The sequence below is a fragment of the Streptomyces antibioticus genome (assembly GCF_002019855.1).
Classification (GTDB): domain Bacteria; phylum Actinomycetota; class Actinomycetes; order Streptomycetales; family Streptomycetaceae; genus Streptomyces; species Streptomyces antibioticus_B.
On sequence record NZ_CM007717.1, the window covers coordinates 2,080,069 to 2,105,037 of the forward strand.

Consider the following 24,969-nt stretch of genomic DNA (forward strand, 5'->3'; position numbering starts at 1 on the left):
CCCGGTCACCGTAACAACTGACGTGTTACTTGGAATTCTTCCGCTCGACGGCCGCCTTCACGAGGCCGGCGAACAGCGGGTGCGGACGGGTCGGGCGCGACCGCAGCTCCGGGTGCGCCTGCGTGGCGACCAGGTAGGGGTGGACGTCACGCGGGTACTCGACGTACTCGACGAGCTTGCCGTCCGGGGAGGTGCCGGAGAACAGGATGCCCGCCTTCTTCTCCAGCTCCGCGCGGTAGGCGTTGTTCACCTCGTAGCGGTGCCGGTGGCGCTCCTCGACGTACTCCTTGCCGTCGTACACCTCGCGCACGATGGAGCCCTCGGCCAGCTTCGCCGGGTACATGCCCAGCCGCATCGTGCCGCCCATGTCCCCCTCGCCGGCGACGATGTCGAGCTGCTCGGCCATGGTCGAGATGACCGGGTGGGAGGTGGCCGCGTCGAACTCCGTGGAGTTCGCATCCGTGATGTCGGCGAGGTTGCGGGCCGCCTCGATCACGATGCACTGGAGGCCCAGGCAGAGACCGAGCAGCGGGATCTTGTTCTCGCGGGCGTAGCGGATCGCGCCGACCTTGCCGAGCACACCGCGGTCGCCGAAGCCGCCCGGGATGCAGATGCCGTCCACGTCCGCGAGCTGCGCCTTGGCCCCGGCCGGGGTCTTGCAGTCGTCGGAGGTGACCCACTTGATCTTCACTCGGGCCCGGTTGGCGAACCCGCCGGCGCGCAGCGCCTCGGTGACCGACAGATAGGCGTCGGGCAGGTCGATGTACTTGCCGACCAGGGCCAGCGTGATCTCGTGGTCCGGCTTGTGGACGCGGTCGAGCAGGTCGTCCCAGGTCGTCCAGTCCACGTCGCGGAACGGCAGGTCCAGCTTGCGGACGACGTACGCGTCCAGGCCCTCGCCGTGCACGGTCTTGGGGATGTCGTAGATCGAGCGGGCGTCGGGGCAGGCCACCACGGCGGCCTCGTCGACGTCGCACATCAGCGAGATCTTGCGCTTGATCGCGGTCGGCACCTCACGGTCGCAGCGCAGCACGATCGCGTCCGGCTGGATGCCGATGTTGCGCAGCGCGGCCACCGAGTGCTGGGTCGGCTTGGTCTTCAGCTCGCCGGACGGACCGATGTACGGGAGCAAAGAGATGTGCACGACGAAGACGTTGTCCCGGCCGACCTCGTGACGGACCTGGCGGACGGTCTCCAGGAACGGCAGCGACTCGATGTCGCCGACCGTGCCGCCGACCTCCGTGATCACGACGTCCACCTCGTCCGTCGCCATGCGGCGGATGCGGTGCTTGATCTCGTTGGTGATGTGCGGGATGACCTGCACGGTGTCGCCCAGGTACTCGCCGCGCCGCTCCTTGGCGATCACCGTCGAGTAGACCTGGCCGGTGGTGACGTTCGCCGAGCCGTCGAGGTCGCGGTCGAGGAACCGCTCGTAGTGGCCGATGTCCAGGTCGGTCTCGGCGCCGTCGTTGGTGACGAACACCTCACCGTGCTGGAAGGGGTTCATCGTGCCCGGGTCGACGTTCAGATAGGGGTCGAGCTTCTGCATCACGACGCGCAGGCCCCGCGCCTTGAGCAGCATGCCGAGGCTGGAGGCGGTGAGCCCCTTGCCGAGCGAGGAGGCGACACCCCCGGTGACGAAGATGTGCTTGGTCGTCGTGGTGCTGTTTCGATAAGCAGCCGGCGGCATGGCCAAGAGGGGGCTCCCGTGGTCGCGGTCTGGGGGTGCGGTACGGCACTGTGGGGCCGGAGGTTTCCGGGGGTGCCGTCGCTGCGGTTCGGGGGTTTTCGAGCCCACCGGTCCACGGGCTACCAGGGTATCAGCGCCTCGGAGAGATGGCTTCCGCGCACGCTGCGCGCACACGCCGACACGGCACGCGTACGGGACGGTCCGAAATGCGCGGTGCGAGCCGGGCCGAAACCGGTCGGACGGACACGGGCGGGACCACTTCCGGGACCCGCACACCACCGCTCACCAGGCACTCACCCGCTGCTCACCCGTTCGGCCCACCCGCGTTGCCCGGAGCGGCACGCAGATCATCTACGTGCGTCGTATCCTGCTCGGACACTCGCTGCCGAGCCCGCCGGCCGAACACGGCACCACCCCCGTCCGTATCCACCGGAACAACGAGAGCTCGTCAGTTCGTTGAGCAAGAATTGGCGTTTTGCCCATACGGCTGAGCGGCTGCTTTGCTTCACCGCTCAACGACGCATTACAACGACCCCCTTGACCGCACTAGCGACAGCCCCCTTTTCGCATGGGGGTGACGTGGCCGTTCGACTGGAGTTGCACGTGGCCGGGCGCATCGAAGACTACGCACTCATCGGAGACATGCAGACCGCTGCCCTGGTCTGCCGTGACGGGACAGTGGACTGGCTGTGCCTGCCCCGCTTCGACTCGCACGCGATCTTCGCCGGTCTGCTCGGCACCGAGGAGCACGGGTTCTGGCGGCTGGGCCCGGCGCACGCCTCCGACGCCCCGCCGCCCCGCGCGGCCCGGCGCACCTACCGGGGCGACTCGCTGATCCTGGAGTCCGAGTGGGACACCCCGCGCGGCACCGTCCGGGTCACCGACTTCATGCCCCCGCGTGACGGCGCGCCGCAGCTCATCCGCATCGTCGAGGGCGTCACGGGCCGCGTCCCGATGCGCTCCACCCTGCGGATGCGGTTCTCCTACGGCCGGGTGGTCCCGTGGGTGCACAAGCACGACGGCCGCACGGTCGCCGTCGCCGGCCCCGACTCGGTGTGGTTCGACACCGACTGCGAGACCTACGGGAAGTCCCTGACGACGTACGCGGACTTCACCGTCGCCCCCGGCGACCGGATCGCGTTCACCGTGTCCTGGCAGCCCTCGCACAAGGAGCCGCCGGCCCTGCCCGAGCCCGAGCAGTCGCTGGAGGCGACGGAGGAGTTCTGGCGCGAGTGGGTCGAGCACTGTACGTACCACGGGCCCTACCGGGAGGCCGTGATCCGCTCCCTGATCACCCTCAAGGCCCTCACCTACGCCCCCACCGGCGGCATCGTCGCCGCGCCCACCACCTCACTGCCCGAGGACATCGGCGGCGTCCGCAACTGGGACTACCGCTACACCTGGCTGCGGGACGCGGCGATCACCCTCTCCTCGCTGCTGCGCACCGGCTACCGCGAGGAGGCCCGCGCCTGGCGCGAGTGGCTGCTGCGCGCGGTCGCCGGCGATCCGGAGAACCTCCAGATCATGTACGGCATCGCCGGCGAGCGGGAGCTGGGCGAGGCCGAGCTGGACTGGCTGCCCGGCTACGAGAACTCCGCCCCGGTCCGGGTGGGCAACGGCGCCGCCCATCAGCTCCAGCTCGACGTGTACGGCGAGGTCACCGAGGCCCTGCACCTCGGCCATATGACCGGCCTCGCGCGCAACGACTACGCGTCCCTGCTCCAGCTCAAGCTGATCCGCTACCTGGAGCAGCACTGGGACGAGCCCGACGAGGGCATCTGGGAGGTGCGCGGCCCGCGGCGCCACTTCGTGCACTCCAAGGTGATGGCCTGGGTCGCGGTGGACCGCACCATCAAGCTGATCGAGTCCGGTGACGCGGACGGCCCGCTGGAGCGCTGGCGCGAGCTGCGCGACGACATCCACCGGGACGTGTGCGAGAAGGGCTACGACAAGGAGCGCAACACCTTCACCCAGTCCTACGGCTCGAAGGAGCTGGACGCCTCCCTGCTGCTGATCCCGCAGATGGGCTTCCTGCCGCCGGACGACAAGCGGGTGATCGGCACCATCGAGGCGATCCAGCGCGAGCTGTCGACCTCGGACGGCTTCATCCTGCGCTACCCGACGCAAGGGGATCACGAGGGCGTGGACGGCCTCCCGGGCGACGAGGGCGCGTTCCTGGCCTGCTCGTTCTGGATGGCGGACGACCTCGCGATGATCGGCCGGGTGGACGAGGCCCGCAAGCTCTTCGAGAAGCTGCTCTCCCTGCGCAACGACCTCGGTCTGCTCGCCGAGGAGTGGGACCCGCGCCTCCAGCGCCAGGTCGGCAACTTCCCGCAGGCGTTCAGCCACGTCCCGCTGATCGACACGGCCCTGCGGCTGACGGCGTCGGGGGCGTACGGGGGCTGAGCGCCCCGGCCGGGATCAGCCGCGCCCGTCGCCCTGCTGATCCCGGCGCCGCTGCTCCGCGTGCTCGCGTTCCCGGTGCTGTACGACGTCGGACGGCGTCGTGCTCATGTACCAGCCGTCGACGCGCGGACCGACGAGGCCGGGCGGCCAGCCGGCCGTCTCGACCGCGGCGTCGTAGACCGCGTCGCCGAACGCCACGATCGCCTGCCGCGGGTCCGGGGTCTCCCTGAGCGCGGACCACGGCAGTCGGACCAGCCCCGCGTCGGGATGCCACGCGGCGCCCTTCACGCCCCAGGACCGGTTCGCGAGCCCGTCCGGCTGGGGCCAGATGTAGGCGTACATGCCGGTGTGCGGCGCCTGGGCGTCCCCGAAGGAGAACCCGACCGACACATAGGCGTGGAGCTGGGCGTTCTGCTGGAACGGCGGCCGGTTCGGCTCCGGCACGGTGGGCTGTTCACGCCAGCGGGTGGCGGACAGGTCGAAGCCGCCCCACATCACCCCGACCCGCGGCCGGTGCCCCAGGAAGGGCGCCTGCCATGCCTCCAGCCCGCCGGCGGCGAGGTCCAGCGCGGTCCACATCAGCCGGGCCGTGCCGGCGTCCCAGGTCCGCGCGGCGGAATCGCCTTCGAGGTTCGCGGGGGCGCCGGGGATCTCGCAGATCAGGGACGTGTGCGGGGGACGGATGCCGAACTCGCCCGCGGCCCGGCAGAACGCGCCGTAGAAGGAGGCGACCGAGTCGTGGGCCAGGGGCAGGGTCCGTGAGCCGCTGTCGGTCTCGATGACCACGTCGCCGTCGAGCAGCCGGTAGTGCACCCGGAAGGTGACGCCCTCGCGCCGCAGCGTGCGCGTGCACAGGCCCCGCGGGGTGACGTCGAGGACGATGTTCCCCCAGCCGACCTCGAAGGGTTCGTCGAGGGTGTACTTGCCCGCGACCTGCACCACGCGGTTCACGTAGTCGACCATGGGGGCCAGGTCCTCGTAGGCCATGGCCGGTGGCGCGGTGCCGTGCTGGCTCACTGCTCGCTCACGGGGAACTCCCCCTCCCGTCGGCGCGATCGGCGGAGGTCTCCACTGTCGCACGCGGCCGGGAGGCCCGCCTGATCGCGGGCCGGCGGGACCCGTTCTAGGCTGGAATGGCCCACAGCCCCTGTTTCCGGAAGGGGGCGCCCCATGGCCTCCCCATCGAAGGCGGGCGCGGCCCTCGCCGCGCTGCGCGAGGATCTGGTCGGCGATGTGTTCGCCCCGGGGGACCCCGGCTACGACGAGGCCCGGACCGTCTTCAACGCGATGATCGACCGGCGTCCGGCGGTGATCGCGCAGTGCGTGGACGAGAACGACGTCGTCCGGGCGGTGCGGTTCGCCCGCGAGCTGGACCTGAAGATCGCGGTGCGCGGCGGCGGGCACAGCGTGGCGGGCAGCGCGCTGGGCGACGGCGCCGTGGTGATCGACCTGCGGCACATGCGCGCGGTCACTGTCGATCCCGAGGCCCGTACGGCGCGGATCGCGGGCGGCGCCACGATGAGCGACCTGGACCGCGCCTGCGAGCCGCACGCCCTCGCCACCACCGGCGGGCGCGCCTCCACCACGGGCGTGGGCGGCTTCGTCCTCGGCGGCGGCACCGGCTGGCTGGACCGCTGCCACGGGCTGGCCGTCGACAATCTGCTCGGCGTGGACCTGGTCACCGCGGACGGCCGGCGGGTGCGGGCGGACGCGGACGACGACACGGACCTGTTCTGGGCCCTGCACGGCGGCGGCGGGAACTTCGGCGTCGCCACCTCCCTCACCCTGCGGCTGTACGAGCTGCCGGAGTTCGCCATCGCCCTGCTGCTGTACCGCCCCGAGTTCGGCCGGGAGGCCGCCCGCACCTACCGCGACGTGATCGCGGCCGCCCCCGACGAGGCGAGCGGCGCGGTGCTGTATCTGACCGCTCCGCCCGAGGAGTTCGTCCCGCCGCACCTGGTGGGAAGCCTGGTGTGCGGGGTGCTGCTGACGTACGCCGGGTCCGAGGCGGATCTGCGCAAGGTGGCCGAACCGCTGCTGGCGCTGCCGCACGAGGGCGAGGTCGTCGGCGCGCTGCCGTACGCGGACGTGCAGTGCATGCTCGACGATCCGCCGGGGATGCGGAACTACTGGTCGGCGGAGTATCTGACCGGCGCGCCCGACGACTACGTGGAGGTGTTCTGCGCGCGGGGCGAGGACCTGCCGGTGCCGACGGGCACCCTGCACGCGCTGTTCCCGCAGGGCGGGGCGATCGCCGCCGGGCCGCACGAGTTCCCGGTGCCCTACCGGGACGCGCCGTGGGGCGTGCACCCCTTCGGGCTCTGGGAGGACCCGGCCGACGACGAGCGCTGCATCCGCTGGGTGCGGGACGTCCGGGCCGACGCGCGGCCGTGGAGCACGGGCGCGGTCTACCTCAACTTCATCGGCGACGAGGGCGCCGACCGGGTGGTGGCCGGGGTGGGCGCCGAGAACGCCGGGCGGCTGGCGCGGGTGAAGCGGGCCTACGACCCCGACAACGTCTTCCGCTTCAACCACAACATCCGGCCCGCCTGAACGGCCGGCGCCGTGACCTCCGGGTTCGCCCCGCCCCCGGAGATGCTGCCGGAACCCGCGCGCGGGTAGCGTCCGCTGCATGGACAGCCGTACGGACCACCGATTCGACAGCCAGGGCGCGGGCATCACCGTGCGGCGCGCGCTGGAGCTGCCCGGGCTGCGCAGCGGGCTCCCCGAGATCCTGGCGGGCGGCGAGCGCCTGGGCCGGACCGTGCGCTGGGTGCACGCGGGCGAGGTCCCGAACATCGCCTCGCTGCTCAAGGGCGGCGAACTGCTCCTGACCACGGGGTACGGCCTCGGCACCCGCCCGGCCGAGCAGCGGGCGTTCGTGCGCACCCTGGCCGAGCGGGGCATCGCCGCCCTGGTGATCGAGCTGGGCCCGCGCTTCACCCGGCTGCCCGCGGCGCTGGTGGAGACGGCGCGGGCGACCGGGCTGCCCCTGGTCCAGTTGCACCGCGAGGTGCCGTTCGTGGCGGTCACGGAGGAGATCCACACCGAGATCGTCAACGGCCACTACGCGCTGCTCCAGCGGGCCGAGGAGGTGCACCGGCGCTGTACGGAGGCGCTGCTCGGCGGCGGGGGCATCCCCCAGGTGCTGGGCATCCTGGCGGACTTCAGCGGCAACCCGGTGTTCCTGGAGACGACGGACGGCCAACTGCTGTACGCGGCCGGGGAGGGTCCGGAGGGGGCGGATCCGCTCCAGGTGTGGGAGGGGATGCGCGGCCCGCACAAGGACGCGCCGCCGCCCGCCGGTTCGGTGCTGGTGGACGTGCCCGGCGGTGGCCCGGGGGCGGGTTCGGTACGCGCCCGGCTCGTGCTGCTGCCCGTGCGCGCCCCGCTGGCGCCGGTGCACCGGATCGCCGCCGAGCGGGCGGCCGGGATCCTGGCCGTGGTGCTGATGCAGGCCCGCCAGGAGGAGGAGCTGGCGGCGCGCGGCCGGGGCGACTTCCTCACCGACCTCGCCGAGGGCCGGATCACTCCGGAGGACGCGCCGGCGCAGGCGCGGGTCCTCGGCTTCAAGCCGGGCTCGGGACCGCTGCTGCCGGTCGTGATGCGGATCGGCGACACGCTCTCCCCCGGCGGCGGCTGGGCGGTGCTGGCGCGGGCCGTCGCCGAGGAACTGGCGTCGGTGGGCGTGCCGGTGCTGCTCGGGGTGCGGCCGGTGGAGGGCCGGGTGCCGCTGCTGCTGGGGCTGCGCACGGAGTCGGAGCGCTCGGCGGTGGCCGACCGGGTCGCGGCGGCGCTGCGGGCCGGGGTGGAGCGGGCCGGGATGCAGCGTCCGGGCGCCCCGCCGCCGGTGGTGGTGGTCGGGGTCGCGGGCGGCTGGGCGGCGGCCTCGGCGGGCCTGCGGCACGCGGCGGAGACGGCGACCGCGGCCCAGGGGCTCACCGACCGGCCCTGGTACGACGCCCGGCGCCTGGACATCGACCTGCTGCTGTGGCGGCTGCGCGACCACCCCGACCTGGCGGCGTTCGTGGACCGTGCGATCGGTCCGGTCCGCGACCACGACCGGCGCTCCAAACCGCCCCTCCTGCCCACCCTGGAGACGTACTTGGCGCATGCGGGCCGCAAGGCGGAGACCGCGCGCGAGCTGCATCTCAACCGGCAGACGCTCTACAACCGCCTCGCCCGCATAGGGGAGTTGCTCGGCACCGACCTGGACGACCCGCAGACGGTCCTGGCGTTGAGCCTGGCCCTGCGCGCCCGCCGGCACGCGCAGCAGTGAGCGGGCTCAGATCATGGGCCGGGGCTGCGTCAACTCGTCGTAGACGCTGAGGACCTGGGCCACGGTCTCGTCCTCGGTCGGCCAGGTCGCGGCCTGACGGCTGCCCAGGTCCCGCAGCTCCGCGCACCGTTCGGGATCGCCGAGCAGACCGGCGACGGTCTCGGCGAAGGCGTGCGGATCGTCGGCCGGCACCAACGCGGCCGCGTCGCCGACGAGTTCACGGATGCCGCCCTTCGCGACGGCGACCAGCGGCACGCGCGCGTACAGGGCCTCCTGTGCCAGGACCGACCGGGACTCGGCGCAGCCGGGCAGCAGCGCCAGGTCGGCGGCGGCCAGCAGGGTGCCGACGTCGTCGCGCCGCCCGATCAGCCGGACGGGCAGTTCCTCCTCCTCGATCCGGCTCTGGAGCTCCGGGCGCAGCGGGCCCTCCCCCGCGACGACGACCAGCGGCACGGGATCGAGGTCCCGCCAGACGCGGGCGGCGTCCAGCAGCAGGCCGTAGCCGCGACGGCGGTCCAGGGAGCCGACCGCCATCAGCAACGGGCGCTCGACGGCGCCGAGTTCGGCACGCACCTTGGGGTGCGGCGGCTCGCCGTCCTCGGGGCCCTCGACGGCCCGGGGCCGGGGCAGCGCCACGGCCGCGAGGCGCGCGTCCCGGGCGCCCGTACGGCGGGCCCGGTCCACCAGCTCCGACGTCGTGCCGAGCACCACGGCCGCCGCCCTCGCCACCCGGCGTTCGAGAAGCCGCAGCAGATGCGCCCGGGCGCCGTCGGCGTGCGCCCGGTTGTGCCAGGTGACGACGAGCGGGGTGGTGCGGCCGCCGAGCGCGAGGACGGCCCGGAAGGAGGCGTGCAGTCCGTGCGCGTGGACCAGGTCGGCGTGCGTGCAGGCGGCCCGCAGCGCCGCCACGGAGCCGGGGTCGCTGCTGCGGGGCACGGGCACGTGTTCGGCACCGGCGCCCGTGAAGTCGTAGGTGTGATCGGCGTCCACGGGGGCGCACACCGTCACGCGCACGCCCCGTGCGACGAGCCCGGCGGCCAGGGAGCGCACATGCGCGCTGCTGGCGGCGTTGCCGCCGCCCAGCACCTGGACGGTGCGCAGCGACGACTGGCCGTGCGGTGAGTGGCTGCTCACGTGGCCGGGGCTCCTGGTTCGGCATCGGACGGTCACGAAGGACGTGCGGTCACGAAGAAAGTACAGAAGGACGGGACGGAGGGGTGAACCGCTCGGATTCCTCCACGAACTACGCCCAAGGATGCCAGCACGCACGGGTGTTCCGTGCCGCCGAGCGCCGCGGGGTCCGGCGACACGGCGGCACACGTCACTCACACGAGTGAGAAAAGTCGGGGTTCCGTTCGATTGCCGTCCGACTGGAACCCGGATTCCGGCCTCGGCTCCGCTACCCGTCCGCGCGTGCCGTCGCGAGCAGCTCCTCCGCGTGCGCCCGGGCCGTCTCGGAGTCCTCCTGGCCGGCCAGCATCCGGGACAGCTCCCGGATCCGCTCCTCGCCCTCCAGGACCTTCACCCCGGACCGGGTGACCGTCCCGTCGTTCGTCTTCTCCACCAGCAACTGCCGGTCGGCGAACGCGGCGACCTGCGGCAGGTGGGTGACGACCACGACCTGCGCGCTCTTGGCGAGCTTCGCGAGCCGCCGCCCGATCTCCACCGCCGCCTTGCCGCCGACCCCGGCGTCGACCTCGTCGAAGAGATACGTCGGCACGGGGTCGGTGCCCGCGAACACCACCTCCACGGCGAGCATCACGCGCGACAGCTCACCGCCGGACGCGCCCTTGGCGATCGGCCGGGGCGGCGCCCCCGGGTGCGGGGCGAGCAGCAGCTCGACCTCGTCGACACCCGACGGCCCGTACGCGACCGTACGGCCGCCGACCTCGACGCCCTCCGGGTCCTCGGTCTGCCGCAGGGCGAACGACACGCGCGCGTGCGGCATCGCCAGCGACGCCAGCTCGGCCGTCACGGCGGCGGCGAACCGCTCGGCGGCCTCCGTGCGGGCGTCCGTCAGCGCCTGCGCGAGCCCGCCCAGTTCGGCGCGCAGCCCGTCCCGTTCGGCGGTCAGCTCGTCGATCCGCTCGTCGTCGCCGTCGAGTTCGGTCAGGCGCGCGGCGCTCTCCTCGGCCCAGGCGAGAACGGCGTTCACGTCCTGGCCGTACTTGCGGGTGAGCCCGGTCAGCGCGGCCCGCCGCTCCTCCACGGCCGCCAGCCGCAGCGGATCGGCGTCCAGGTCGTCGGCGTACCCCGCCAGCTCCCCGGCCACGTCACCCAGCAGGATCCCGATCTCCCCGATCCGGTCGGTGAGCGCGGCCAGCGCCGGATCGTGCGAGCGAACGGCCTCCAGGGCCCGCTGGGCGCCCGCGACGAGCGTCGCCGCGTCGATGCCCTCCGGGTCCTCCGGGTTGCCCGCGAGCGCGGCGTGGGCGGCCGTGGCGGCCGACGACAGCGCCTCGGCGTGCCCGAGCCGCTCCGCCTCCTCCGCCAGCTCCGTGTCCTCGCCCGCGCGCGGCTCGACACCGGAGATCTCGTCGAGCCCGAAGCGCAGCAGATCGGCCTCCTGGGCCCGCTCCCGCGCCCGGGTGACGATCTCCTCCAGCTCGACGGCCACGGCCCGCAGCCGCCGGTACGCCTCGGTGTACTTGGCCAGCGGCACGGAGACCGCGTCCCCGGCATACCGGTCCAGCGCCTGCCGCTGCCGGGACAGCTTCAGCAGCCCCTGCTGGTCGGTCTGGCCGTGCACGGCGACCAGTTCGTCCGCCAGCTCGGCCAGCACGCCCACCGGCACGCTCCGCCCGCCGACGTGCGCCCGGGAGCGCCCCTCGGCGGAAACGGTACGGCTGATCAGCAGCGCCCCGTCGTCCAGCTCGGCCCCGGCCTCCTCGGCCCGGACCGCCACCGGGGCGCCCGCGGGCACGGAGATCCGCCCCTCCACGACCGCACGCTCGGCGCCGATCCGCACGAGCGCGGCATCGGCCCGCCCGCCCAGCAGCAGCCCGAGGCTGGTGACCACCATGGTCTTGCCCGCGCCCGTCTCACCGGTGACGGCGGTGAAGCCGGGCGACAGTTCGACGACAGCGTCGTCGATGACTCCGAGCGACCGTATCCGCATCTCCTCCAACACGGGGAAGACCTTACGAGGTCCGACCGGAGAAGTGCGAGGCGCCCTGTCACCCGGGCGGGTGGAGGACCCCGGGGCCTGCCTCAGTGACGGGCCCCGCGCCAGCCCGCGACGGGCAGCGCGAACTTCGCCACCAGCCGGTCCGTGAAGGACGCGTGGTGCAGTCGCGCCAGCCGGACCGGCACCGCGCCGCGCCGCACCTCCACCCGGGCGCCCGGCGGCAGCTCGAAGGTCCGCCGCCCGTCGCACCACAGCACACCCGGCGGGATGTGCGGCAGCAGCTCCACGGCCAGCACGGAGTTCGGCGAGGTCACGAGCGGCTTGGCGAACAGCGCGTGCGCGCTGATCGGCACCATCAGCAGCGCCTCGACCTCCGGCCACACCACCGGCCCGCCGGCGGAGAACGCGTAGGCCGTGGACCCGGTGGGCGTGGACAGCACGATGCCGTCGCAGCCGAACCCGGTCACCGGACGGCCGTCGATCTCCAGCACGACCTCCAGCAGCTTCTCGGCGCCCGCCTTCTGCACGGCCGCCTCGTTCAGCGCCCAGTCGGTGTGCACGATGTCGCCGTTGCGGTGCACGACGACATCGACGGTCATCCGCTCCTCGACCTCGTACGCCTTGGAGACCACCCGGTCGACGACCTTGTCGAGGTCGTCGCGCTCGGCCTCGGCGAGGAAGCCGACGCTGCCCAGGTTGACGCCGAGCATCGGCACCCCGGACGCGCGGGCGAACTCCGCGCCGCGCAGCAGCGTGCCGTCACCGCCCAGGACGATGAGCAGCTCGCACCCCTCCAGGCACTGCGGGGTGGCCTCGGAGACCAGCTCCACCTCGTCCGGCACATGCAGGTCGGCGGCCTCGTACTCCAGGACGCGCACCCCGATGCCCTCGCGCAGCAGCCCCTTCACCACCAGCTCCGCGCTGCGGATCGCGGCGGGCCGGCCCGTGTGGGCGAGCAGGAAAACAGTTCGAGCTCGGTTCGGTGTCAACGGGGCCCCTCCGCCACTGCGCGGTCGACATCGGCCGGGTCCAGGGCAGGCGCCCCGGCCCGGAGCCACAGAAAGTACTCGACATTGCCCGAGGGTCCGGGCAGCGGGCTGGCGGTGACGCCCTGCACCCCGAGCCCCAGGTCCCACGCCTTCCCGGCGACGCCGCGCACCGCCTCGGCCCGCAGCTCGGGGCTGCGCACGACGCCCCCACTGCCGAGCCGTTCCTTCCCCACCTCGAACTGCGGCTTGACCATCATGACCAGATCCGCGTCCGGCCCGGTACAGCGTGCCAGGGCCGGCAGCACCAGCCCGAGCGGGATGAAGGACAAGTCCCCCACGACAAGATCCACTGGCTTCCCATCGATCGCTTCAAGCGTCAACTCGCGTACGTTCGTACGGTCCTTGACGGTGACGCGTTCATCGCTCTGCAGAGACCAGGCGAGTTGTCCGTATCCGACGTCCACGGCGACGACGTGCGCGGCGCCCGCCCGCAGCAGCACGTCGGTGAAGCCGCCGGTGGACGCGCCGGCGTCCAGCGCGCGCCGCCCCTTCACCAGCAGCCCCTGCGGCACGAACACCTCGAGCGCCCCGGCGAGCTTGTGCCCGCCCCGGGAGACGTAGTCGGGATCATCCGCGTCGACGGCGACGACGATCGCGGCGGCCGTCTCCACCTGGGTGGCCGGCTTGGTCGCGACGGTCTTGCCGACGGTGACCCGCCCGGCCGCGATGAGCTGCCCGGCGTGCTCCCGCGAGCGCGCGAGCTTGCGGCGGACCAGCTCCGCGTCCAGACGGCGGCGTGCGACTCCTGCCACGTTCGGTTCAGCTCCTGTGTTGTCCGTACGGTGCCGGGGGCGCCGGAGGTCCCGGGCGGGCGTCGAGCGCGGTGAGCGCGTCGCGCAGCCCCCGGTGTACATCCTCGTACACCTCGACGTGCCCGTCGGTGGCGAGGTGGTCGGCGTCGGCCAGCCGGTCGAGCTGGGCGTCGACCTCGGCGTGGCCGGTGGGGGTGCGGGGGACGGCCAGCGGGGCGGGCGCGGCGGGGTCGTACTCCGGTTCCACCCGCGTGTTCTCCGCTGCGGCCGCGGGCCCGTCCACCGGCTCGGGGACGCTCTCCGGCACTGTGTCGCTCATGCCCAGACGCTACCGCGAACCGCTGGGGTACCGTCGGTCGCGATGGCGACGATCGAGGAGTGCCGGGCGGCGCTCGAGAAGCTCTCCGACTCCATGGGCTCCGCCGAGGGCGACGTCCGGGCGGCCGCGTCCCTGGACCGCTCGGTGAGCTGCCGGATCACCGACCTGGACGTGACCTTCGTCGGCCGGATGACGGGCGGCCGGATCGTGGTGCACGACACCCTTCAGGGCCCTCCCCGCGAGAAGGCCCAGATCAGGCTGGCGATGACCGGGGACGACCTGGTCGCCCTCGTCGACGGCGAGCTGCACTTCGCCAAGGCGTGGGGGTCGGGCCGGGTGCGGCTGGAGGCGGGCCTGCGCGATCTGTTCCAGCTCAGGAAGCTTCTGTAGCGGCCAACTGCGCGGCCCGCGTCTTCCGGGCGGCCGGCACCACCAGCGGGGTCCCCGTCTCCGGGTCCTCGATGACCTGGCAGCGCAGCCCGAACACCTGCTCGACCAGCTCGGCCGTGACGATGTCGTTCGGCGCGCCCTGCGCGATGACCTCGCCGCCCTTCAGCGCGATCAGATGGGTGGCGTACCGGGCCGCGTGGTTGAGGTCGTGCAGGACGGCGACGAGCGTACGGCCGTGCTCCTCGTGGAGTTCGGCGCAGAGGTCGAGGACGTCGATCTGGTGCTGGATGTCGAGGTAGGTGGTCGGCTCGTCGAGCAGCAGCAGCGGGGTCTGCTGGGCGAGCGCCATCGCGATCCACACGCGCTGCCGCTGGCCGCCGGACAGCTCGTCCACGTACCGGTCGCCGAGTTCGGCGACGCCGGTGCGCGCCATGGACTCCTGGACGACCCGCTCGTCCTCGGCCGACCACTGGCGCAGGATGCCCTGGTGCGGATAGCGGCCGCGGCCCACCAGGTCGGCGACGGTGATGCCGTCCGGAGCGACGGACGACTGCGGCAGCAGGCCGAGCGTGCGCGCGACCTTCTTCGCCGGCATCGACTGGATGACCTGCCCGTCCAGCAGCACCCGGCCCCGGGAGGGCTTCAGCATCCGCGACAGGGCGCGCAGGAGCGTGGACTTGCCGCACGCGTTGGGGCCGACGATCACGGTGAAGGAGTGGTCCGGTATCTCCACCGAAAGCTGTTCGGCGATCACCCGCTGGTCGTAGGCGAGGGTGACGTTCTCGGCGGACAGGCGGTTCACGGTGCTCCCTGGGTTGTTCTTGTTCATGTCCGGCCCGCCCCTGCTCATATCCGGCCCGCCCTGCGCTCGGTGACGAGAAGCCACAGCAGGTAGACACCGCCGAGCACCCCGGTGACGACGCCCACCGGAAGCTGCCCGTCGCCGAACAGCCGCTGCGAGGCCCAGTCGGCGGTGACCAGCAGGGCGGCGCCCATGCAGAGCGACGCGACGAGGTTGGGGCCGGGCGAGCGGGTGAGGCGGCGGGCGAGCTGCGGCGCGGTGAGCGCCACGAAGCTCACGGGGCCCGCGGCGGCGGTGGCGGCGGCGGTGAGCAGCACGGCCGACACCATCAGCACCAGCCGCACCCGCTCCACCCGCACCCCGAGCGCGCCGGCGACGTCGTCGCCCATCTCCGTCATCCGCAGCCCGCGCGCGTTGCCGAGGACGAGCGGGACGAGCACCCCGACCAGGACGAGCAGCGGCCAGACCTGCTTCCAGTCCCGCCCGTCCAGCGTCCCGGTCATCCAGACGACGGCCCGCGCCGCGTCCACGAAGTCGGCCTTGGTGATCAGATAGCCGTTGACCGCCGTGGCGACCGCCGACACACCGATGCCGACGAGCACCAGCCGGTAGCCGTGCACGCCCCGCTTCCACGCCAGCAGATAGATCGCGGCCCCGGTCACCAGCCCGCCGACCAGCGCGCCGATCGTGACCTGGGTGGTGGTCCCGGAGAACAGCACGATCATCACGAGCGCGCCGGCCGTCGCCCCCTGTCCGAGGCCGAGCACATCGGGGCTGCCGAGCGGATTGCGGGTCACGGCCTGGAACAGCGCCCCGCCGAGCCCCAGCGAGGCCCCGACCAGCAGCCCGACCAGCACGCGGGGCAGCCGCAGTTCCTTGACGACGAGCTGCTGACCGGCGTTCCCCTCGCCGAACAGGGTCTTGACGACGTCCGCGAACGAGATCGGGAAGTCGCCGGTGCCGATCAGCACGACGCTCGCGGCGAACGCGGCGGCCAGCAGCAGCACGACGACCACCAGGGCCCGTACGTCCAGCCGCACCGACAGCCCGCCCGGGGTGCGCAGCGCGCGTGCCGTCCCGGTGGGCTGCCCGGTCTTCTCCACGGTCCTCATAGCTGGGCCGTCCTCCGCCGTCGTACGAGAAAGATGAAGACCGGCCCGCCGATCACCGCGGTGACGATGCCGACCTGGACCTCCGCCGGACGGGCCACGACCCGGCCGAGCACATCGGAGCCCAGCAGCAGCACCGGCGACAGGATCGCCGCGTACGGCATGATCCAGCGCTGGTCGGGGCCGGTGAAGGAGCGGACGACGTGCGGGACCATCAGCCCCACGAACACGATCGGCCCGCAGGCCGCGGTCGCCGCCCCGCACAGCACGGTCGCGGCGAGCATCGACAGCGCCCGGGTCCGGTTCAGGTTCGCGCCCAGCGCCCTCGCCGTGTCGTCGCCCATCGCCACCGCGTTCAGCGGCCGGGCGAGGGCCAGCGCCAGCAGCGAGCCGACGACCAGGAACGGCACCACCTGCCGGATCGTTTCGTCGGTCGCCGAGGACAGCGAACCCACCGTCCAGAACCGCATCCGGCCGAGCGCCGCGTCATCCATGATCATCACGGCCTGGAGATAGCCGTAGAGCGCGGCGCTGATCGCCGTACCGGCCAGCGCCAGCCGCACCGGTGTGGCGCCCCGGCTGCCGCCGAGGAACCAAACGAGCGCGCCGACCGCGGCCGCGCCGAAGAAGGCGAACCACACATAGCCGTTCAGGCTGGTCACACCGAAGAACGTGATGGCCGTGACCACCGCCGCCGAGGCCCCGGCGTTCAGACCGAGCAGCCCCGGGTCGGCCAGCGGATTGCGGGTGAGCGCCTGGAGCACCGACCCGGACAGCCCCAGCGCCGCCCCGGCGAGCAGCCCCAGCACGGTCCGCGAGATCCGCTCGTCGACGACGACGTCCGCGTACGTCCCCGAGTCGGCGAACAGCCCGTGCCAGACCTGCGCCACGGACAGCTCCTTGGCGCCGACGGCGATGCTCGCCATCGCCACCAGCAGCAGCACCGCCACGGCGACGAGCAGACCCACGGAGCGGATCACCCGGCGTCTCGGGGACGCGGGGGGCGCGGGGGCGGCGGATTCCGCGCTCTGTTCGGGAAGACTGTCGACCAACACGCGGTTAGGTTAGCCTACCCTCCTAAGTGACCCGAAATGCCAGGTCAGGGACCTGTCTCCGCCCTTGCCGGTGTCACAGCCCCAGCCGCGCCAGCGCCTTCCCGCCGTCGAGCGCACAGCTCTCCGGGCCCGCCGCCGTCCAGGCCGCCGCGCACAGCGCCCGCAGCCCGTCCAGCGCGTCGCCCTCGCCCGCCAGCTCCAGCCGCTCCGTGCCCGCCGTCGCCGTCCATCCGCCGCAGCGGAACCCGGCCCCGTCCGCCGCCACCTCCGGCTGCCCGGTGAGCAGCCCGCGCAGATCGGCGTCCACGAACGTCGGCCGGTGCCGCGGCGGCGCCGCCAGCAACTGCGCCCCGTCGGTGACCCCGGTCAACACCAGCAGCGAGTCCACCTCGCCGTTGAACGCCCCCTCGATGTCGGTGTCCAGCCGGTCCCCCACCACCAACGGCCGCTCCGCGCCCGTCCGCAGGATCGTCTCCCGGTGCATCGGCGGCAGCGGCTTCCCCGCGACCTGCGGCTCCGCCCCGGTCGCGATCCGCACGACCTCCACCGCCGCGCCGTTGCCCGGCGCGATCCCCCGCCCGCTCGGAATCGTCAGATCGGTGTTCGACGCGAACCACGGCACCCCGCGCGCCACCGCGTACGACGCCTCCGCGAACCGCCCCCACGTCAGATCGGGACCGCCGAACCCCTGCACCACGGCCGCCGGATCGTCGTCCGCCGACTCCACCGGCTCGAGGCCCCGCTCCCGCAGCGCGACCCGCAGCCCCTCGCCGCCGATCACCAGCACCCGCGACCCCGCCGGCACCTGCTCGGCGATCAGCCGCGCCACCGCCTGCGCCGAGGTGATCACATCACCGGCCGCCGTCGGTATCCCCAGCTCCGTCAGATGCCCGGCCACCGCGTCGGGCGTCCGCAGCGCGTTGTTGGTGACGTACGCGAGCCGCATCCCGCCCGCCCGCGCCGCGTCCAGCGACGCGACGGCGTGCACGATCGCGTTCCCGCCCGCGTACACCACGCCGTCCAGGTCGAGCAGCGCCGTGTCGTACGCCTCGCTCAGGGCCTGCCCACTGCCCTCGGGCCTCGTCCTGACGCTCCGGCTCATTGCACATCGCTCCTCGTTCACTCGTTTCACCCGATCATCCCGCATGCCACCGACACACGTACGATGCCGGGATGAACACAGCAGGTCACTCGGAAGCAACGGCGCCCCGGGGCCTGGAACTCACCCCGTTCCGAGGTCTGCGCTACGACCCCGACCGGGTCGGCAGCCTCGCCGCCGTCACGTCCCCGCCGTACGACGTCGTCGTCCGTCCCGACGGCCTGCACCACCTCCAGGACGCGGACCCGCACAACATCGTCCGCCTGATCCTCCCCCAGGCCGTCACCCCCACCGCGCGCAACGACCAGGCCGCCGACACCCTGCGCCACTGGCTCGCCGAGGGCATCCTGACCGCCGACCCCGAACCCGCCCTGTACGTCTACGAACAGCGGCACGCGGACGGCATGATCCAGCGCGGCGTCATCGGCACCCTGCGCGTCTCCGACCCCGCCGAGGGCGTCGTCCTGCCCCACGAGGACGTCATGCCGCACGTCGTCGCCGACCGCGCGGCCCTGATGCGCGCCACCCACGCCAACCTCGAACCGCTGCTGCTCACCTACCGCGGCGACGGCACGGCGGCGGAGATCGTGGACCGCACCGCCGAGCGCCCCCCACTGCTCTCCACCACCACCGAGGACGGCTACAGCCACCGCCTGTGGTCCCTCACCGACCCCGCCGACCTTGCCGCCGTGCAGAGGGACCTGGCGGGCCACCAGGCCCTCATCGCCGACGGCCACCACCGCTGGGCCACCTACCTCCGGCTGCGCGCCGAGCACCCCTCCCCCAGCCCCTGGGACCACGGCCTGGTCCTGCTGGTCGACACCGCCCGGTACCCGCTGCGCGTCCGCGCCATCCACCGCCTGCTGCACGGCCTCCCGGTCGCGGACGCCCTGGCCGCCGTGGACGGCCTGTTCCGCGTCCGGCGCCTGGACGTCCCGCTCCCCGAGGCCCTCGACGCCCTCGCGGACGCGGCCTGCGCCGGCAACGCCTTCCTGCTGGCGGGCGACGACGCCTTCCACCTCCTGGACCGCCCCGACCCGGAGCTGCTGGCCCGCACGGTCCCCCAGGACCGCCCCGAAGCCTGGCGCACCCTGGACGCCACGGTCCTGCACGCCGCGCTCCTCGACCACGTCTGGCACATCCCCGAGGACGACCCCGCCCGCATCGCCTACATCCACGACACCGCCGCCACGGTCCGCAAGGCCCGACGCGACGGCGGTACGGCGGTGCTGCTGCACCCGGTGCGCGAGGAGGTCGTCCGCGACCTGGCCCGACAGGGCGTCACGATGCCCCGCAAGTCGACGTCGTTCGGCCCGAAGCCGGCGTCGGGGCTGGTGCTGCGCGCGCTGGACCTGTGAGCACAAGAAAAAGGGGAAGGGGCGGGAGTCCGGCAGTCGCCGGGCTCCCGCCCCTTCCTTGTCACCGCTGACGGAGGTCAGTCCTCGTCGCGGCCCTCACGGTCGTCGTCGGCGCGGTCGTCCGCCTCGTCGGCGTCCTGCTCCTCGGCCTCCGCCTCCGCGCCGGTGGCCGCGGACTCGTCCTCGGTCAGCGCGTCGACGAACTCCACACCGTCCAGCTCGGCGAGCCGGTCGGAGGCGTCCGTGCTGCCGTCGCGGTCCGCCTCGACCGCCTTGGCGAACCACTCACGGGCCTCGCCCTCACGCCCGGCGGCCAGCAGCGCGTCGGCGTACGCGTACCGCAGCCGCGCGGTCCACGGCTGCACGGAGTTCGACGCCAGCTCGGGGCTCTGCAGGGTGACGATGGCCGCGTCGAGCTGGTCCATGTCACGCCGGGCACCGGCGGCGACGAGACGCATCTCCACCTGGCCGGCCTTGTCGAGCTTGTTCACCTCGGGGGCACCGGCCATGTCCAGCGCCTTCTCGGGGCGCCCGAGACCGCGCTCGCAGTCGGCCATGACCGGCCACAGCTCCACCGACCCGGTCATCCGCCGCGCGGCCCGGAACTCGGCGAGCGCCTCGCTGTACTTCTGGTTGGCGTACGCCGCGAACCCGGCCGCCTCCCGCACCGCCGCGACACGCGACGCGAGCCGCAGCGCGATCTTGGAGTACGCGTAGGCACCCTCGGGGTCCTCGTCGATCAGCCGCGCGACCATCACCAGGTTGCGGGCGACGTCGTCCGCGAGCGTCTTCGGCAGGCTCTGGAGCTCCTGCCGTACGTCCTTGTCGATCTCCTCGCCGGTGACGTCCTCCGGGATCGGCAGCCGCTTGATCGGCTCACGGTCCCGGTCCCGCTCGTCACGGAAGCGTCCGCCGCCACGACGGTCGTCACCGCGCCGGTCGTCACGCCGGTCGTCCCTGCGGTCGTCCCGTCCACGGAAGCCACCGGGCCTGCCGCCACGGTCGTCCCGCCGGAAGCCGCCGGGGCGCCCGCCGCGGTCGTCACGTCGGTCGTCTCGACGCGGGTAGCCACCGCCGCCACCACGGTTGTCATCGCGGCGGAACGGCGGACGCTCACCACGGTCGTCACGGCGGTCATCGCGCCGGTCGTCGCGCCGGAAACCACCACGGTCGTCACCACGCCGGTCGTCCCGACGGTCATCCCGTCGGTCGTCACGGCGGAAGCCCTGGCCTCGGTCGTCGCGACGGGGGCCGCGGTCACGGTCGTCGCGCTGGAAGGCCGGACGACCACCACGGTCATCGCGACGGTCGTCGCGGCGCGGGTAGCCTCCGCCACCACCACGGTTGTCGTCACGCCGGAAGGCCGGACGGTCACCACGGTCATCGCGACGATCGTCCCGACGGAAACCACCACGGTCGTCACGACGGTCATCCCGGCGGTCGTCGCGCCGGCCGTAGCCGCCACGGTCGCGGTCCCGGTCGCCGCCGTATCCACCGCGGTTGTCGTCACGGCGGAAGGGCGGACGCTCACCGCGGTCGTCACGGCGGAAGCCCTGGCCTCGGTCATCACGACGCGGGCCGCGGTCGCGGTCGTCGCGCTGGAACGCGGGGCGGCCGCCACGGTCGTCACGTCGGTCATCGCGCCGGTCGTCGCGGCGCGGGTAACCACCGCCACCACCACGGTTGTCATCGCGACGGAAGGCCGGACGGTCACCACGGTCATCCCGACGATCGTCACGGCGGTCATCGCGCCGATCGTCCCGACGGAAACCACCACGGTCGTCACGACGGCCGTATCCGCCGCCACCGCCAACGCGGTTGTCGTCACGCCGGTCGTCGCGCCGGCCGTACCCGCCGCCGCCACGGTTGTCGTCGCGGCGGAAGCCACCACGGTCACCACGCTCACCGCGGTCTCGGTCGCCGCGGTAACCGCCGCGGTCGCCCCGGTCCCCACTGTCCCGTCGCCGCTGGTCGCGCTCCGGTCGATCGTCGGGAGAGTTGGTGGACATGGTGACTCCTGTCTTCGGTACCGCAAGTCATTCTCGCGCAGTCGGGAAGCCCGCGCGCTCCGGAAAAACAAAAAGGACCCCTGGCCCCAGCGTGAACGCTGGGACCAGGGGTCCTTCCAAAGATTGTTCGGCGGTGTCCTACTCTCCCACAGGGTCCCCCCTGCAGTACCATCGGCGCTGTGAGGCTTAGCTTCCGGGTTCGGAATGTAACCGGGCGTTTCCCTCACGCTATGACCACCGAAACCCTAATGGTTTCGAGCGAACAAGCACACTTTTTAATTATGCATTCTGCTCAAAGCCGGCAACGGTCGTTGCCTCAGAACTAACACAGTGGACGCGAGCAACTGAGGACAAGCCCTCGGCCTATTAGTACCGGTCACCTCCACACGTTACCGTGCTTCCAGATCCGGCCTATCAACCCAGTCGTCTACTGGGAGCCTTACCCCATCAAGTGGGTGGGAGTCCTCATCTCGAAGCAGGCTTCCCGCTTAGATGCTTTCAGCGGTTATCCCTCCCGAACGTAGCCAACCAGCCATGCCCTTGGCAGAACAACTGGCACACCAGAGGTTCGTCCGTCCCGGTCCTCTCGTACTAGGGACAGCCCTTCTCAAGACTCCTACGCGCACAGCGGATAGGGACCGAACTGTCTCACGACGTTCTAAACCCAGCTCGCGTACCGCTTTAATGGGCGAACAGCCCAACCCTTGGGACCGACTCCAGCCCCAGGATGCGACGAGCCGACATCGAGGTGCCAAACCATCCCGTCGATATGGACTCTTGGGGAAGATCAGCCTGTTATCCCCGGGGTACCTTTTATCCGTTGAGCGACGGCGCTTCCACAAGCCACCGCCGGATCACTAGTCCCGACTTTCGTCCCTGCTCGACCCGTCGGTCTCACAGTCAAGCTCCCTTGTGCACTTACACTCAACACCTGATTGCCAACCAGGCTGAGGGAACCTTTGGGCGCCTCCGTTACCCTTTAGGAGGCAACCGCCCCAGTTAAACTACCCATCAGACACTGTCCCTGATCCGGATCACGGACCCAGGTTAGACATCCAGCACGACCAGAGTGGTATTTCAACGACGACTCCACCTGAACTGGCGTCCAAGCTTCACAGTCTCCCACCTATCCTACACAAGCCGAACCGAACACCAATATCAAACTGTAGTAAAGGTCCCGGGGTCTTTCCGTCCTGCTGCGCGAAACGAGCATCTTTACTCGTAGTGCAATTTCACCGGGCCTATGGTTGAGACAGTCGAGAAGTCGTTACGCCATTCGTGCAGGTCGGAACTTACCCGACAAGGAATTTCGCTACCTTAGGATGGTTATAGTTACCACCGCCGTTTACTGGCGCTTAAGTTCTCAGCTTCGCCAMSMCGAAKMBTGACTAACCGGTCCCCTTAACGTTCCAGCACCGGGCAGGCGTCAGTCCGTATACATCGCCTTACGGCTTCGCACGGACCTGTGTTTTTAGTAAACAGTCGCTTCTCGCTGGTCTCTGCGGCCACCCCCAGCTCGRRSAGCAAGTSYYCTCACCARDBRTGGCCCCCCTTCTCCCGAAGTTACGGGGGCATTTTGCCGAGTTCCTTAACCATAGTTCACCCGAACGCCTCGGTATTCTCTACCTGACCACCTGAGTCGGTTTAGGGTACGGGCCGCCATGAAACTCGCTAGAGGCTTTTCTCGACAGCATAGGATCATCCACTTCACCACAATCGGCTCGGCATCAGGTCTCASMCTMWRTGWSWGGCGGATTTGCCTACMTSWCGKSCTACACCCTTACCCCGGGACAACCACCGCCCGGGCTGGACTACCTTCCTGCGTCACCCCATCACTCACCTACTRCMASYYTGGKYCRKCGGCTCCACCACTYYCCTTKCCCCGAAGGSTCCGGRRCGGCTTCACGGMCTTAGCATYRMYDGGTTCGATGTTTGACGCTTCACAGCGGGTACCGGAATATCAACCGGTTATCCATCGACTACGCCTGTCGGCCTCGCCTTAGGTCCCGACTTACCCTGGGCAGATCAGCTTGACCCAGGAACCCTTAGTCAATCGGCGCACACGTTTCTCACGTGTGAATCGCTACTCATGCCTGCATTCTCACTCGTGAACCGTCCACCACTGCCTTCCGGCGCRGCTTCACCCGGCACACGACGCTCCCCTACCCATCMMWRNMGSCGTTGGSCSTRTTRYWKSAATGACACGACTTCGGCGGTACGCTTGAGCCCCGCTACATTGTCGGCGCGGAATCACTAGACCAGTGAGCTATTACGCACTCTTTCAAGGGTGGCTGCTTCTAAGCCAACCTCCTGGTTGTCTCTGCGACTCCACATCCTTTCCCACTTAGCGTACGCTTAGGGGCCTTAGTCGATGCTCTGGGCTGTTTCCCTCTCGACCATGGAGCTTATCCCCCACAGTCTCACTGCCGCGCTCTCACTTACCGGCATTCGGAGTTTGGCTAAGGTCAGTAACCCGGTAGGGCCCATCGCCTATCCAGTGCTCTACCTCCGGCAAGAAACACACGACGCTGCACCTAAATGCATTTCGGGGAGAACCAGCTATCACGGAGTTTGATTGGCCTTTCACCCCTAACCACAGGTCATCCCCCAGGTTTTCAACCCTGGTGGGTTCGGTCCTCCACGAAGTCTTACCTCCGCTTCAACCTGCCCATGGCTAGATCACTCCGCTTCGGGTCTTGAGCGTGCTACTAAARYCGCCCTGTTCGGACTCGCTTTCGCTACGGCTACCCCACCCGGGTTAACCTCGCAACACACCGCAAACTCGCAGGCTCATTCTTCAAAAGGCACGCAGTCACGAGAWMWSWGCAAGCWSWKWTCCGACGCTCCCACGGCTTGTAGGCACACGGTTTCAGGTACTATTTCACTCCGCTCCCGCGGTACTTTTCACCATTCCCTCACGGTACTATCCGCTATCGGTCACCAGGGAATATTTAGGCTTAGCGGGTGGTCCCGCCAGATTCACACGGGATTTCTCGGGCCCCGTGCTACTTGGGTGTCTCTCAAACGAGCCGCTGACGTTTCGACTACGGGGGTCTTACCCTCTACGCCGGACCTTTCGCATGTCCTTCGCCTACATCAACGGTTTCTGACTCGTCCYRYSGCCGGCAGACSRYRGAAGAGAGATCCCACAACCCCGCACACGCAACCCCTGCCGGGTCTCACACGTATACGGTTTGGCCTCATCCGGTTTCGCTCGCCACTACTCCCGGAATCACGGTTGTTTTCTCTTCCTGAGGGTACTGAGATGTTTCACTTCCCCTCGTTCCCTCCACACTGCCTATGTGTTCAGCAGCGGGTGACAGCCCATGACGACTGCCGGGTTTCCCCATTCGGAAACCCCCGGATCAAAGCCTGGTTGACGACTCCCCGGGGACTATCGTGGCCTCCCACGTCCTTCATCGGTTCCTGGTGCCAAGGCATCCACCGTGCGCCCTTAAAAACTTGGCCACAGATGCTCGCGTCCACTGTGCAGTTCTCAAACAACGACCAGCCACCCATCACCCC

18 protein-coding genes and 2 rRNA genes are annotated in these 24,969 nt (G+C 71.0%); 5 read left to right on the forward strand and 15 right to left on the reverse strand.

All coding sequences use genetic code 11. From position 1 onward, the window contains the following. Positions 1 to 25: 25 nt before the first annotated feature. Positions 26 to 1,690, reverse strand: coding sequence for a CTP synthase (gene pyrG / locus AFM16_RS09255; RefSeq protein ID WP_030796432.1), 1,665 nt, complete (start codon positions 1,688 to 1,690; stop codon positions 26 to 28). A gap of 603 nt (positions 1,691 to 2,293) precedes the next feature. Here pyrG and AFM16_RS09260 point away from each other — a divergent pair. Then, a complete protein-coding gene (locus AFM16_RS09260) occupies positions 2,294 to 4,096 on the forward strand; it encodes a glycoside hydrolase family 15 protein (RefSeq protein ID WP_030796435.1) in 1,803 nt (600 codons plus the stop codon). 15 nt (positions 4,097 to 4,111) lie between these two features. Here AFM16_RS09260 and AFM16_RS09265 read toward each other — a convergent pair whose 3' ends face one another. Continuing rightward, the gene (locus AFM16_RS09265) at positions 4,112 to 5,113 is read right to left on the reverse strand and encodes a DUF5996 family protein (protein ID WP_078633015.1); all 1,002 of its coding nucleotides are present in this window, start codon (positions 5,111 to 5,113) and stop codon (positions 4,112 to 4,114) included. Between the two features lie 153 nt (positions 5,114 to 5,266). Here AFM16_RS09265 and AFM16_RS09270 point away from each other — a divergent pair, with 153 nt between their 5' ends. Together AFM16_RS09270 and AFM16_RS09275 are read left to right on the forward strand one after the other, a co-directional pair. Beyond that, positions 5,267 to 6,649, forward strand: a complete 1,383-nt coding sequence (locus AFM16_RS09270) for an FAD-binding oxidoreductase (RefSeq protein ID WP_078633016.1) — start codon at positions 5,267 to 5,269, stop codon at positions 6,647 to 6,649. A 79-nt stretch (positions 6,650 to 6,728) separates the two neighbouring features. Next, positions 6,729 to 8,375, forward strand: coding sequence for a PucR family transcriptional regulator (locus AFM16_RS09275; RefSeq protein ID WP_078633017.1), 1,647 nt, complete (start codon positions 6,729 to 6,731; stop codon positions 8,373 to 8,375). Positions 8,376 to 8,381: 6 nt separating this feature from the next. Here AFM16_RS09275 and AFM16_RS09280 read toward each other — a convergent pair whose 3' ends face one another. The 5 genes from AFM16_RS09280 to AFM16_RS09300 form a co-directional block, all read right to left on the reverse strand. Continuing rightward, positions 8,382 to 9,509, reverse strand: coding sequence for a glycosyltransferase family 4 protein (locus AFM16_RS09280; RefSeq protein ID WP_179123260.1), 1,128 nt, complete (start codon positions 9,507 to 9,509; stop codon positions 8,382 to 8,384). A 265-nt stretch (positions 9,510 to 9,774) separates the two neighbouring features. After that, the gene (recN, locus tag AFM16_RS09285) at positions 9,775 to 11,493 is read right to left on the reverse strand and encodes a DNA repair protein RecN (RefSeq protein ID WP_030796449.1); all 1,719 of its coding nucleotides are present in this window, start codon (positions 11,491 to 11,493) and stop codon (positions 9,775 to 9,777) included. 92 nt (positions 11,494 to 11,585) lie between these two features. Beyond that, positions 11,586 to 12,491 carry an NAD kinase gene (locus AFM16_RS09290; protein ID WP_030796452.1) on the reverse strand — a complete coding sequence of 302 codons (906 nt, stop codon included), beginning with the start codon at positions 12,489 to 12,491 and terminating at the stop codon, positions 11,586 to 11,588. Then, positions 12,488 to 13,303 carry a TlyA family RNA methyltransferase gene (locus tag AFM16_RS09295; protein ID WP_078633019.1) on the reverse strand — a complete coding sequence of 272 codons (816 nt, stop codon included), beginning with the start codon at positions 13,301 to 13,303 and terminating at the stop codon, positions 12,488 to 12,490. Before AFM16_RS09295 ends, AFM16_RS09290 begins: the two co-directional genes overlap by 4 nt. A 7-nt stretch (positions 13,304 to 13,310) precedes the next feature. After that, positions 13,311 to 13,622 (reverse strand): hypothetical protein, encoded by a 312-nt coding sequence (locus AFM16_RS09300; protein WP_030796458.1) that lies wholly within the window; start codon positions 13,620 to 13,622, stop codon positions 13,311 to 13,313. Positions 13,623 to 13,664: 42 nt separating this feature from the next. On the opposite strand from AFM16_RS09300, the gene AFM16_RS09305 reads away from it, so the two are divergent. Beyond that, positions 13,665 to 14,012 carry a sterol-binding protein gene (locus AFM16_RS09305; RefSeq protein ID WP_030796461.1) on the forward strand — a complete coding sequence of 116 codons (348 nt, stop codon included), beginning with the start codon at positions 13,665 to 13,667 and terminating at the stop codon, positions 14,010 to 14,012. On the opposite strand, the gene AFM16_RS09310 is transcribed toward AFM16_RS09305, so the two are convergent. The 4 genes from AFM16_RS09310 to AFM16_RS09325 form a co-directional block, all read right to left on the reverse strand. Further along, entirely contained in the window at positions 13,996 to 14,862 is an 867-nt protein-coding gene (locus tag AFM16_RS09310; protein ID WP_030796464.1) for an ABC transporter ATP-binding protein, read from the reverse strand. The two genes, AFM16_RS09305 and AFM16_RS09310, sit on opposite strands and share 17 nt — an antisense overlap. Then, a complete protein-coding gene (locus AFM16_RS09315) occupies positions 14,859 to 15,926 on the reverse strand; it encodes a FecCD family ABC transporter permease (RefSeq protein WP_078633020.1) in 1,068 nt (355 codons plus the stop codon). The genes AFM16_RS09310 and AFM16_RS09315 overlap by 4 nt, the downstream gene beginning before the upstream one ends. After that, entirely contained in the window at positions 15,923 to 16,978 is a 1,056-nt protein-coding gene (locus AFM16_RS09320) for a FecCD family ABC transporter permease (protein ID WP_078633021.1), read from the reverse strand. Before AFM16_RS09320 ends, AFM16_RS09315 begins: the two co-directional genes overlap by 4 nt. Before the next feature lie 73 nt (positions 16,979 to 17,051). Next, on the reverse strand, positions 17,052 to 18,080 hold the full coding sequence (locus AFM16_RS09325; protein ID WP_078633022.1) for an HAD hydrolase-like protein: 1,029 nt from the start codon (positions 18,078 to 18,080) through the stop codon (positions 17,052 to 17,054). Between the two features lie 71 nt (positions 18,081 to 18,151). Here AFM16_RS09325 and AFM16_RS09330 point away from each other — a divergent pair, with 71 nt between their 5' ends. After that, positions 18,152 to 19,435, forward strand: coding sequence for a DUF1015 domain-containing protein (locus AFM16_RS09330; RefSeq protein WP_030796476.1), 1,284 nt, complete (start codon positions 18,152 to 18,154; stop codon positions 19,433 to 19,435). A gap of 77 nt (positions 19,436 to 19,512) precedes the next feature. Here AFM16_RS09330 and AFM16_RS39685 read toward each other — a convergent pair whose 3' ends face one another. The 4 genes from AFM16_RS39685 to AFM16_RS09345 form a co-directional block, all read right to left on the reverse strand. After that, positions 19,513 to 20,298: a hypothetical protein gene (locus AFM16_RS39685; protein ID WP_209313246.1), complete on the reverse strand. Its 786-nt coding sequence runs from the start codon at positions 20,296 to 20,298 to the stop codon at positions 19,513 to 19,515. Continuing rightward, complete coding sequence (locus tag AFM16_RS39690) at positions 20,190 to 21,335, reverse strand: hypothetical protein (RefSeq protein WP_167797169.1); 1,146 nt, start codon at positions 21,333 to 21,335, stop codon at positions 20,190 to 20,192. The genes AFM16_RS39685 and AFM16_RS39690 overlap by 109 nt, the downstream gene beginning before the upstream one ends. Positions 21,336 to 21,569: 234 nt before the next feature. Beyond that, positions 21,570 to 21,686: ribosomal RNA gene (gene rrf / locus AFM16_RS09340) — 5S ribosomal RNA — on the reverse strand. A 104-nt stretch (positions 21,687 to 21,790) separates the two neighbouring features. Further along, positions 21,791 to 24,912: ribosomal RNA gene (locus AFM16_RS09345) — 23S ribosomal RNA — on the reverse strand. Positions 24,913 to 24,969 lie beyond the last annotated feature (57 nt).